The 11,397-nt window shown below is 75.2% G+C and carries 8 protein-coding genes; 7 read left to right on the top strand and 1 reads right to left on the bottom strand.

What is annotated here, in order from left to right; translation table 11 throughout:
- The gene (gene mfd, locus ACWEMJ_RS21785) at positions 1–3,633 is read left to right on the top strand and encodes a transcription-repair coupling factor (protein WP_452138743.1); all 3,633 of its coding nucleotides are present in this window, start codon (positions 1–3) and stop codon (positions 3,631–3,633) included.
- Positions 3,634–3,804: 171 nt separating this feature from the next.
- Here the strand turns inward: mfd and ACWEMJ_RS21780 are convergent, their stop codons facing one another.
- Positions 3,805–4,389 carry a DUF4352 domain-containing protein gene (locus ACWEMJ_RS21780; protein WP_452138742.1) on the bottom strand — a complete coding sequence of 195 codons (585 nt, stop codon included), beginning with the start codon at positions 4,387–4,389 and terminating at the stop codon, positions 3,805–3,807.
- A gap of 179 nt (positions 4,390–4,568) precedes the next feature.
- Between ACWEMJ_RS21780 and ACWEMJ_RS21775 the strand changes: the two genes are divergently transcribed.
- The 6 genes from ACWEMJ_RS21775 to ACWEMJ_RS21750 all read left to right on the top strand — a co-directional run bounded on the left by ACWEMJ_RS21775 (position 4,569) and on the right by ACWEMJ_RS21750 (position 11,262).
- Complete coding sequence (locus tag ACWEMJ_RS21775; protein ID WP_452138741.1) at positions 4,569–6,644, top strand: N-6 DNA methylase; 2,076 nt, start codon at positions 4,569–4,571, stop codon at positions 6,642–6,644.
- Between the two features lie 92 nt (positions 6,645–6,736).
- Positions 6,737–7,264 carry a hypothetical protein gene (locus ACWEMJ_RS21770; protein ID WP_452138740.1) on the top strand — a complete coding sequence of 176 codons (528 nt, stop codon included), beginning with the start codon at positions 6,737–6,739 and terminating at the stop codon, positions 7,262–7,264.
- The gene (locus tag ACWEMJ_RS21765; protein ID WP_452138739.1) at positions 7,261–8,841 is read left to right on the top strand and encodes a protein kinase domain-containing protein; all 1,581 of its coding nucleotides are present in this window, start codon (positions 7,261–7,263) and stop codon (positions 8,839–8,841) included. The genes ACWEMJ_RS21770 and ACWEMJ_RS21765 overlap by 4 nt, the downstream gene beginning before the upstream one ends.
- 134 nt (positions 8,842–8,975) lie before the next feature.
- Entirely contained in the window at positions 8,976–9,605 is a 630-nt protein-coding gene (locus ACWEMJ_RS21760; RefSeq protein ID WP_452138738.1) for a SurA N-terminal domain-containing protein, read from the top strand.
- A gap of 39 nt (positions 9,606–9,644) precedes the next feature.
- The gene (locus ACWEMJ_RS21755; RefSeq protein ID WP_452138737.1) at positions 9,645–10,724 is read left to right on the top strand and encodes a helix-turn-helix transcriptional regulator; all 1,080 of its coding nucleotides are present in this window, start codon (positions 9,645–9,647) and stop codon (positions 10,722–10,724) included.
- Between the two features lie 151 nt (positions 10,725–10,875).
- Positions 10,876–11,262 (top strand): hypothetical protein, encoded by a 387-nt coding sequence (locus ACWEMJ_RS21750; RefSeq protein ID WP_452138736.1) that lies wholly within the window; start codon positions 10,876–10,878, stop codon positions 11,260–11,262.
- Positions 11,263–11,397 lie beyond the last annotated feature (135 nt).

Here is an 11,397-nt window from a genome sequence, read left to right as displayed (position 1 = left end):
ATGAGCCTGTCCGGACTGCTCGATGTCGTCGTACGGGACGCCGCAATCGCCGAGGCGATCGAGGCGGCGGCCACGGGGCACAGGCAGCACCTCGACCTGGTCGGCCCGCCCGCCGCGCGGCCGTTCGCGATCGCGGCACTGGCCCGCTCCCTGGCCGCCCGGGCCGGTGGGAGAGGCCGCCCGGTGCTGGCGGTCACCGCCACCGGCCGGGAGGCCGAGGACCTCGCCGCCTCGCTGCGCTCCCTGCTGCCGCCCGACGCGGTCGCCGAGTTCCCGGCCTGGGAGACGCTGCCGCACGAGCGCCTCTCGCCGCGCTCGGACACCGTCGGCCGCCGCCTCGCCGTGCTGCGCCGGATCGTCCACCCGAGGGCCGACGACCCGGCCGCCGGGCCGGTGCAGGTGGTGGTCGCCCCCGTGCGCAGTGTGCTGCAGCCGCAGGTGAAGGGCCTGGCCGAGCTGGAGCCGGTGGCCCTGCAGCGCGGTGAGCAGCACGACCTGGACGAGGTCGCCCGCAAGCTCGCGGCCGCCGCCTACGCCCGGGTCGAACTGGTCGAGAAGCGCGGCGAGTTCGCCGTGCGCGGCGGCATCCTGGACGTCTTCCCGCCGACCGAGGAGCACCCGCTGCGGGTGGAGTTCTGGGGCGACGACGTCGAGGAGATCCGCTACTTCAAGATCGCCGACCAGCGGTCGCTGGAGATCGCCGACCACGGCCTGTGGGCACCGCCCTGCCGCGAGCTGCTGCTGACCGACGAGGTGCGCGCCCGGGCCGCCGAACTGGCCGCGCGGCACCCGGAGTTGGGCGAGATCCTGGACAAGATCGCGCAGGGCATTGCGGTCGAGGGCATGGAGTCGCTGGCCCCCGTGCTGGTCGACGACATGGAGCTGCTGCTCGACGTGCTGCCCACCGGTTCGATCGCCGTGGTCTGCGACCCCGAGCGGGTCCGCACCCGGGCCGCCGACCTGGTCGCCACCAGCCAGGAGTTCCTGGCCGCGTCCTGGGTGGCCGCCGCGGCCGGCGCCGACCGGCCGATCGACCTGGAGGCGATCGACGTCTCCGCCGCGTCGCTGTGGTCGCTGGCGGACGTGCGCGAGCACGCCGCGGAGATCGGGCTGCCGTGGTGGTCGGTGAGCCCGTTCGCGACCAGTGACTCGACGGTGTCGGAGATTCTTGCCCGCGGCGGAGCCGCTGGTTGGCACGGCGACGCCGACACGCTGACGTTGGGCATGCACGCCGTCGAGGCGTACCGGGGCGACACCGCGCGGGCGATCGCCGACGCCAAGGAGCGGCTGGCCGCCGACTGGCGGGTGGTGCTGGTGACGGAGGGCCACGGCCCGGCCGCCCGGCTGGCCGAGGTGCTCGGCAACGAGGGCATCGCGGCCCGGCTGGTCGCCGACCTCGCCGAGGCCCCCACCCGGGACGTCGTGTACGTCTCCTGCGGCTCGATCGAGCACGGCTTCGTCGACGAGACCCTCAAGCTCACCGTCATCACCGAGACCGACCTGTCCGGCCAGAAGTCGTCCACCAAGGACATGCGCCGGATGCCGTCCCGCCGCCGCAACGCCATCGACCCGCTGGCGCTGGCCGCCGGCGACTACGTGGTGCACGAGCAGCACGGCGTCGGCCGGTACGTGGAGATGGTGCAGCGCACCGTGCAGGGCGCCACCCGCGAGTACCTGGTGCTGGAGTACGCCCCCGCGAAGCGCGGCCACCCCGGCGACCGGCTGTTCGTGCCCACCGACCAGCTCGACCAGGTCACCAAGTACGTGGGCGGCGAGGCCCCGACCCTGCACCGCCTCGGCGGCGCGGACTGGGCCAAGACCAAGCAGCGCGCCAAGAAGGCCGTCAAGGAGATCGCCGCCGACCTGATCAAGCTGTACTCGGCGCGGATGGCCGCCCCCGGCCACGCCTTCGGCCAGGACACGCCCTGGCAGCGGGAGTTGGAGGACGCCTTCCCGTACGCCGAGACGCCCGACCAGCTGACCACCATCGGCGAGGTCAAGGCCGACATGGAGAAGTCCGTCCCGATGGACCGGCTGATCTGCGGCGACGTCGGCTACGGCAAGACCGAGATCGCCGTCCGGGCCGCCTTCAAGGCCGTGCAGGACGGCAAGCAGGTGGCGGTGCTGGTGCCCACCACGCTGCTGGTGCAGCAGCACTTCTCGACCTTCGCCGAGCGGTACGCGAACTTCCCGGTCAACGTGAAGGCGCTGTCCCGGTTCCAGACCGACACCGAGGCGAAGGCCGTCCTGGAGGGCCTGTTCGAAGGCTCGGTGGACGTGGTCATCGGCACCCACCGGCTGTTCTCCTCGGAGACCCGGTTCAAGGACCTCGGCCTGGTCATCGTCGACGAGGAACAGCGCTTCGGCGTCGAGCACAAGGAGCAGCTGAAGAAGCTCCGGGCCAACGTGGACGTGCTCACCATGTCCGCCACCCCGATCCCGCGCACCCTGGAGATGGCGGTCACCGGCATCCGCGAGATGTCCACCATCACCACCCCGCCCGAGGAGCGCCACCCCGTCCTGACCTTCGTCGGGCCGTACGACGAGAAGCAGATCGCCGCCGCGATCCGGCGCGAACTGCTGCGCGAGGGGCAGGTCTTCTACATCCACAACCGCGTCGAGTCGATCGACAAGGCGGCGGCGCGGATCAAGGACCTGGTGCCGGAGGCCCGGGTCGCCACCGCGCACGGGCAGATGGGGGAGACCCAGCTGGAGAAGGTCGTCGTCGACTTCTGGGAGAAGGAGTTCGACGTGCTGGTCTCCACCACCATCGTCGAATCCGGCATCGACATCTCCAACGCCAACACCCTGATCGTCGAACGCGGCGACACCTTCGGGCTCTCGCAGCTCCACCAGCTGCGCGGACGCGTCGGCCGAGGCCGCGAACGCGGGTACGCGTACATGCTGTACCCGCCGGAGAAGCCGCTCACCGAGACCGCGCACGAGCGCCTCGCCACCATCGCCCAGCACACCGAGATGGGCGCCGGCATGTACGTCGCCATGAAGGACCTGGAGATCCGCGGCGCGGGCAACCTGCTCGGCGGCGAACAGTCCGGGCACATCGCCGGCGTCGGCTTCGACCTCTACATGCGGATGGTCGGCGAGGCCGTCGCCGACTTCCGGCAGTCGCTGGAGGAGGGCGGCGCGGAGCCGGAGGAGGAGCCGCTGGAGGTCAAGATCGAGCTCCCGGTGGACGCGCACGTCCCGCACGACTACGCGCCCGGCGAGCGGCTGCGGCTCCAGGCGTACCGGTCGATCGCGGCGGTCAACTCGGAGGAGAACATCGAGCAGGTCCGCGAGGAGCTCACCGACCGCTACGGCAAGCTGCCCGAGCCGGTGGAGAACCTGCTGCTGGTGGCCGGCCTGCGACTGTTCGCGCGGCGCTGCGGCATCGGCGACATCACCCTGCAGGGCAACTTCGTCCGCTTCGGGCCGGTGGAGCTGCGGGAGTCGCAGCAGCTGCGGCTGAACCGGCTCTACCCGCGCACCCAGCTCAAGGCCGCGGCGCAGCAGCTGCTGGTGCCCCGGCCGAGCTCGGGCGGCCGCATTGGCGGCAAGCCGCTGGTGGGGCGGGAGTTGCTGTCGTGGTGCACGGAGTTCCTGACCACGATGTTCGACGACCTCAAGAAGTAGGAGCACAACCGGGGGCGCGGGGAACTGCGCGGGAAGGGAGCGCGCGTCAGCTGGGTCGCGATCAAGTGCAGGTCATTGTCCTGCGTCGCGATCTTTCTGGCGGGTGCGTTCCCCCTCGCGCAGTTCCCCGCGCCCCTGTTTTCGCGCCCATCCGCGTATCGCGCGTTCCTGTTACAGCTTCCACTGGCCCGTCTGCTGGGCGAAGCCGCTGTCCAGGGCGAACTGGATCTTGTCGAGCTTGGCGTCGGTCGGGATCTCGAAGGTGATGAAGCCGAGGGCGCTCTCGCCGGGGGCGATGTTCGCGGGGACGGGGAATTCCGGGCCGGCCTTGGTCTCGGCGACGGTGGAGCTGTAGCCCTGGCCCTGGGCGTCGAGGACCTTCGCGCTGTTGGCGGGGGCGTCGGCGTAGGCCGCGCTGCCGGTGGCCTTGATGCGGAACTGGACGGAGACGAAGCGCTTGCCGTCGGCGGGCTTCGTGTACTCGTCCGCGCCTTCCGCGTTGTCGACGACCTTCACCAGCGTGACGTCCGCCGCGTTGGTCTTCTCCACGCCCTTGAGGGCGAGGGTGTCGCCGAGCTTGGCCGTCGAGGGGCTGTCGGCCTTGGGCTGCTCGCCGGAGGAGGCGGTGGCGGCGGGGGCGTCGCTCTTGGGGGTGGTGGAGACCGTGTTCTCGGGGCCGCAGGCCGTCGCGGCGGCGAGCAGGCAGGCGCCGAGGAGGACGGCGGCGGTGCGGCGGGTGCTGAGGCGGACGGACATGGCGGGCTCTCCCCCAGGATTCTGCGGTGGTGGCCGGGGTTCCGGCGACGGCTCAAGTAAAGCCTTGGCTGTGAACGGTGTCAATGACGATTCACAAAACGTCTCTGTTCACGTGTGAACGGGTCGGGGCATCGTTCTGGCTATGCTGTGTGGCCACATCCCGCCGCTGAGGAGGCCGCATGTCGGAACGTCCCGAGGTCACGGCCGCCGAGATCGCCCGGCTCGCCGGTGTCGGCCGGGCCGCCGTGTCCAACTGGCGCCGGCGCCACCCCGACTTCCCGCGACCGGCGGGCGGCACCGAGACCAGTCCGACGTTCCGGCTCGACCAGGTGGAGCAGTGGCTGCGGGCGCAGGGGAAGCTCGCCGAACTGCCGTTGCTGGAACGGGTCTGGCAGCAGCTGGAGCTGCTCCGCGACCCGGCCGGCAGCGCGATCGCCCCGCTGGTGGAGGCGGGTTCGCTGCTGCTCCTGCTGCACCGGGAGCCCGCCGGGTGGGCCGAGTTGGCGGGGCAGCCCGACACCCGGCTGGCCACCGCGCTGCCCAAGGCGCTGCGCCGCACCGCCGGGGCGCTGTTCGGCCCGGACGCGGCGGCGACGCTCGGGCTGCCGGTGATCGCCGGCGCCACCCACCTGGACCTGGCCCGGCTGCTGGCCCGGCTGACCGCCGAGAGCACCCCGGCCGCCGCGTACGAGCAGCTGCTGGCCAGGTACACCGAGGCCAACCCCCGTCTCCAGCAGCCGATTCCGGCCGGGACCGCCGCCCTGATGGCCGCCCTGGCGGGCCCGCCGGGCGAGGACCGGACGGTGCTGGACCCGGCGTGCGGCGCCGGCGGGGTGCTGCTGGCCGCCGCGCCCGCCGTGCGGCTCGGGCAGGACGCCGACCCGGGCCTGGCCGGCGTCGCCCTGCTGCGGCTCGCGCTGGCCGCGCCCGCCGACCGCCCCGGCCCGCTGCCGGTGGACGTCCGGGCCGGCGACGCGCTGCGGGCGGACGCGTTCCCCGGGGCGGCCGCCGACGCGGTGCTCTGCCGGCCGCCGTACAACGAACGCGACTGGGGCCACGACCAGTTGCAGTACGACAGCCGCTGGCCCGGCGGGGTGGTGCCGCCGCGCGGCGAGTCCGAACTGGCGTGGGTGCTGCACTGCCTGGCGCACACCCGCCCCGGCGGGACGGCCGTGCTGCTGCTGCCGCCCACCGTCGCCTCCCGCCGGGCCGGCCGCCGGGTGCGGGCCGAACTGGTCCGCTCGGGCGCGCTGCGCGCCGTGATCGCGCTGCCCGCCGGCGTCGCCCCGCCGTACGGCGTGCCGCTGCACGTGTGGGTGCTGCGCGGTCCGGAGCCCGGCGACGACTTCCGGCACCTGCTGCTGCTGGACGCCGCCGCCGACGGCGGCCGCGAGCGGATCGACCGGGACGCGCTCCAGGAGGAGATCACGGCGGCGTGGCGGGCGTTCGACGGTGCCGCCCGCGGCGGCGGCCCGCTGCCCGCCGACCGCCCCGGCCGGTCGCGCGCCGTGCCCGCGCTCGACCTGCTGGACGACGAGACCGACCTCACCCCCGCCCGCCACCTGCCCGATCTGCCCGTCGAGGCCGCCCCCGACGCGGTGGGCGCGCTGCGCGAGCGGCTGGCCGCCGAACTCGCCCGGCTCGCCGACCTGGACGCCGCCCTGCCCGCCCTCGCCGCCACCGGCGCCCCCGCGCCCCCGCAGGTCGGCATCGGCGAACTCGCCCGCTCCGGCGCGCTGGAGGTGCACTCCTCCGGCCAGGGCGCCCCCGCCCGCCCCGGCGGCCGCACCCCGCTGCTCACCGACCAGGACCTCCAGGCCGCCGCCCCGCCGAGCGCCGCCACCGACGCGGAGGGCGTGACGATCCGCCGGGGCGACGTGCTGGTGCCGGCGCTGGGCGGCGAGGGCGCGCAGGCCGTGCACCCCGGCAGCCCGTACCTCGGCGCGGCACTCGGGGCCAGGCTGCACCTGCTGCGGCCCGACCCGGCGCTGCTCGACGCCGACTTCCTGGCCGGCCAGCTGCGCGCCACCGGCGCCGGCCGGCGGGCCAGCAGCTACGCGTCCACCACCAGCCGGCTGGACATCCGGCGGGTCGAGGTGCCGCGCGTCCCGGTCGAGCAGCAGCGGGCGCTGGGGGCGGCGTTCCGGCGGATCGCCGACTACGAGGCGGCGCTGGCCCGGGCCGCCGCCGAGGCCCGCACGCTGACCCGGGCGCTCACCGACGCGCTCGCCGCCGGGGCGGCCGGTCCGGCCTGACGGTCAGTCAGGGCGTGCAGCAGGCTCTCGGCGCGGCGGGCGGTGGCGGTAGCGTGTGCGAAGCACTGCCCCGCCGTCGCCGAGGAGCGTCCATGCCCGCCCGCGCCGTCTCCGGCCCGTACCGGATCTGGGTGACGCTGCTGTGCGTCGCGTTGCCGGTGCTGACCCTCGGGCTCCTGGGCATGGTGCCCTCGCTGGTGCTGGCGGTCGGACGGCGGCGCCGGGTCGACGTCGTCGGCGCGGTCGTCATCGGGCTGATGCAGCTGGCGATGTACGTGTCCGTCGGGCTGACCCCGACGGGCGGGCAGATCGACAACTGGACGGCGCTGCTGCTGGTGCTCCCGCTGTGGCTCGGCGCGCCGGTGCACTTCGTGCTGCTGAACCAGCGCCGCTGCTGGCCGGCCGCCGCCCCGCCGGCCCACCCGTACCCGGCCTACCCGGCGGCCGGGGCGTACCCGTACGCCGCCCCGCCGCAGGCCCCCACCCTGCCGATGGCGCCCGCCCCGTACCCGCCCGCCGGGCCGCCGGCCGCCGACGCCCCGAGCGGTGCGACCGGGACGGCCGAGCTGCGCGAACTCGGTGAACTGCTGCGCCGTCAGGCCGGGGACGGGCAGCGGTGAGCCGCACCGTCGGCGGGCGGTACCTGCTCGACCGGAAGATCGGGCACGGCGGGATGGGCCAGGTCTGGTCCGCCCGGGACGCGCAGCTGGGCCGGGAGGTCGCGGTCAAGCTGCTGCGCACCGACGTGCTGCCGCCCCCGGCCGGGCGCGGCGACAGCCAGGGCGACCTGCTGCGGCAGCGGTTCCTGCGCGAGTGCCGGATCGGCGCCTCCCTCGACCACCCCGGGCTGGTCACCGTGTACGACGCGGGCGCCGACGGCGACGAGCTCTACCTGGTGATGCAGCGGGTCCCCGGCATGAGCCTGGCCGACCTGATCGCCGAGGAGGGCCCGCTGCCCGTCGGGCGGGCCGTCGCCGTCGCCGGCCAGCTGTGCGCCGCGCTGGCCGCCGTGCACGGGGCCGGGGTCGTCCACCGCGACCTCAAGCCCAGTAACGTGATGGTCAGACCCGACGGCCGGGTGATCCTGCTCGACCTCGGCATCGCCGCCGCCGTCGACCCCACCGCCACCCGCCTCACCCTCACCGGCAGCCCGATCGGCAGCCCCGCCTACATGGCCCCCGAGCAGGCCATGGCCGCCGGCACCGATCGCCGCAGCGACCTGTACGCCCTCGGCTGCATGCTGCACGAGATGCTGGCCGGCCAACCCCCGTTCCCCGCGCCCACCGCACTCGGCGTACTGCGCCGCCAGGTCGACGACCCGCCCCGCGCGCTGCGCACGCTGCGGGCCGAAGTCCCCGCCGTGCTGGAGGAGTTGGTGCTGCGGCTGCTCGCCAAGCAGCCGGAGCGGCGGCCCGCCGACCCGGTCGAGGTGCACGCCCTGCTGCTGCCGCTGCTGCCCGTCCCGACCGGTCGGCCGCGCACCCGGCTGCCCGCCGTCCCCGACCCGGCGGACCCGTACCTGCACCCCCACCAGCCCGAAGCCGTCCACGACGCGCCGCCCCCGCCCCCGCTGCCGCCGGTGCCCGCCGCCCCGCCGGTGCCCGCCGCCCCGCCCGCCCCGTCCGGCACCGAGACCCTGGCCGGGGCGTGCGCCCGGCTCTCCGACCTGGTCGCGGCCGGGCGGCACACCGAGGTGCTCGACCTGTCCGCCCGGCTGCTGCCCCGGGCCGTCGCCGAGCAGGGCGAGCGCGCGCCGCTGGTGCACACCGTCCGCGCCATCCGGGCCCGCACCCTGCTCGCCGAACACCAGTGGGCCGAGGCGCTGCCCGAACTGCGCCTGCTGGCCGCCACCGCCGCCGCCGAACGCGGCCCGCACGACCCGGCGGCCCTCGACCACCGCCGGCACGCCGCCCGCTGCCTGGAGCAGCTCGGCCGCGCCCACGAGGCCCTCGCCGAGTACCAGGCCGTGCTCGCCGTCCTGCCGCCCGGCTCCCCGCACGCCGCCGAGCTGCGCGAACGGGTCGGCGTCCTGCTGGCGGGCACCGGCCGCACCGAGACCGGCTGGCAGACCCTGCTCGAACTCCTGCTGGAGACCGAACGCCGCCACGGCCCCCACCACCCGGACGTCCGCCGGCTGCGCGGCCGGCTCGAACAGCTCGGCGCCCGCCGCACCACCACCAACCCGTACGCGACCTGACGACGGCGACGTCCGCTCCCGGACGGGCGACCGTGCGCGCGGGGTCTGGCACGCGGGGGCGGGGCTGCCTATTGTTCGTCCCACCGCATACGCGAAGCACCACCGGAACGCGCTCCATCGACCAGGAGGCCCCAGTGACCCGCATCAGCTCCGTCCGCCGACTGCGCGCCGCCATCGGCGTCGCGGTCGCCGCCGCCGCGCTCACCGCCTGCGGCGGCGCGCCGGCGCACCAGGGGGCCGCCGCCGTGGTCGGCGACGAGCGGATCACCGTCGCGCAGGTGCAGGCGAGGATGTCGGCGGTGCGGGAGAGCAACGCCGCGCAGGTCGGGGCCCCGGCGGCCGACGAACAGCCCGGGCTGGCCCGGCACGCCGTGAACGACCTGATCCTCGACAAGGTCATCGAACGGGCGCTGGCGGACCGCCGGTTGACGGTCGACGCGGGCGAGATCGGCGCGGCCCGCAGCGCCGACAGCAAGGCGGTGGGCGGCGACGCCAAGCTGGCCGAGCTGCTGCGGCTGAAGCAGGGCGTCCCGGCCGGCGGGATCGACGGCTTCTACCGCCAACAGCTCGGCCTCACCAAGCTGGCGGGCGGCCAGGACCCGTCCGGCGCCGCCGGCGACGCGGCGATCCGCAAGGCCCTGGTGGACGCGGGCACCGCCCTGCACATCAAGGTCAACCCGCGCTACGGCACGTGGGACACCGAGCGGATCGGGCTCACCGACACCACCGACAACTGGCTGCCGGTGAACGCCCGCCCGCTCTGACCCGGGAACCGGCACGGCCGGCGGGGTGTCCGAACCATCGTGCGACCACCTCACCAACCGCTCCGGCCGCAGGACGACCGGGGGACGAACGCGGACCCGTCGGCCCGAACCCCGTGCGCCGAGCCCGGGTTCACACCCGATCCGGCCGACGCCGCGGCCTACTCCTGGGTCCTGGAGCACGGCCGCCTCGACCCCGACGCCCTGGCCGGGCACCTCGCCCGCCAGGGCCTCGACCCGGCCGCCGCCGCCACCGCCCTGGACCGGCTGACCTCCTGGCAGCTGCTGCAGCCCGACCCGGCCGACCCCGCGCGCTGCCGGGCGCTGTCCCCGCAGACCGCGAGCGCCGCCCTGGCCGCCCCCGTCGAGGCGCAGATCCGGCGCACCCGGGCCGAACTCGCCCACCGCCAGGCCCAGGTGGCCGGCTTCCTGCCGTTCCACCAGCAGGCCGCCCGGCAGGGCGGCGACGCCGGCGAGATCGAGGTGATCGCCGACCTGCACGAAGTCCGCGCCGCACTCGACCGGGCGTCCGCCGTCTGCCGCGACGAGGTGCTCACCAGCCAGCCCGGCGGCGGCTCCCGCGTCCCCGCCGCGATGGAGGAGGCGCTGGGCCGCGACCGCGCCCTGCTCGGCCGGGGCGTCCGGATCCGCACCCTGTACCACCACACCGCGCGCTTCAACGGCCCCAGCCAGGCCTACGTGGAGGCCGCCACCGCCCTCGGCGCCGAGTACCGGACGGTGCACGAGCTGTTCGGCCGACTGATCGTCTTCGACCGCGAAGTCGGCTTCCTGCCGCTCAACGACGGCTCCGACGGGGCGCTGGTGGTCCGCCAGGAGGCGCTGCTCGCCTACCTCTGCGGCATCTTCGAACAGGTCTGGACGCTCGCCCGCCCGTTCGCCGCCGCCGCCGAGGACGGCCTCGAACAGGTCTCCCAGGAACTCGACCGCACGATCGTCCGGATGCTCGCCGCCGGCCTCAAGGACGAGGCCATCGCCCGCCGCCTCGGCATGTCGCTGCGCACCGCGCGCCGCCACATCGCCGACATCATGGACGAGTTGGGCGCCGAGAGCCGCTTCCAGGCCGGCGTCGCCGCCGCGCGGGCCGGACTGCTCGACGACTGACCCCGCTGTCACGTGATCCCGTTACCGGCCGCCCGTTACCGCCCGTTGGGGACCGGCATCACGTGACTGCCCGACAGCGCCGCCGCGCCCCAGTATGGGAGCCAACGGGGCACACCGGGCCCCGCCGGACAGCGGGACGGGAGGTGGCGCAGTGCACTGGGGACAGGACGAGGACCGTCCGGCCGACCCGGCACACGAGGTCGTCGCCTTCCTGAACCGCCGGCTCGGCACCGGCCCGGCCCTGCTGTGGACGGACAGCCCCTCGGGCGCCGCCCACTGGGCCGAGACCCTGCGCCACCGCCTCGGCCGCCCCGTGGAACCCGCCCCGAGCCGGCCCGTCCGGCGGCTCGCCGCACCGGAGGGCAGCAGCCTGCTGCTCTTCCAGCACCACGGCGGAAGCCGGGTCCGACCCACCGGCGCCGAGCAGGGCGTCCGGCTGCTGCCCGGCCACTGGCTGCTGCTGCCCCCCGGCAGCGGCTGCGAGCTGCACTGCCGGCCGGGCGCCGAGCCGCTGGCCCTGCGGATCCCGACCGCCTGATCCCCGTACCGCGCCCGTGGGCGGAGCACGCCCCGAGCGGTCCGGTTCGTCACGATTCGTCCCCCCTCTCAAGAAGGAGCCCTGTCATGGGTGTTCAGCAGACCGAGTCCGCTTCGAAGTTCCTCGAAGTGCGTG

The organism is Kitasatospora sp. NPDC004531 (genome assembly GCF_053602195.1).
Note: the sequence above shows the minus strand (reverse complement) of the source record. Positions and strands in the feature narration are given on the sequence as shown.

Excerpts from the sequence above, each read along its gene's own strand:
- ACWEMJ_RS21770 (WP_452138740.1), top strand. The coding sequence starts at position 6,737 with ATGCCCGCCCGCGCCGTCTCCGGCCCGTACCGGATCTGGGTGACGCTG.
- mfd (WP_452138743.1), top strand. The coding sequence starts at position 1 with ATGAGCCTGTCCGGACTGCTCGATGTCGTCGTACGGGACGCCGCAATC.
- ACWEMJ_RS21780 (WP_452138742.1), bottom strand. The coding sequence starts at position 4,389 with ATGTCCGTCCGCCTCAGCACCCGCCGCACCGCCGCCGTCCTCCTCGGC.
- ACWEMJ_RS21775 (WP_452138741.1), top strand. The coding sequence starts at position 4,569 with ATGTCGGAACGTCCCGAGGTCACGGCCGCCGAGATCGCCCGGCTCGCC.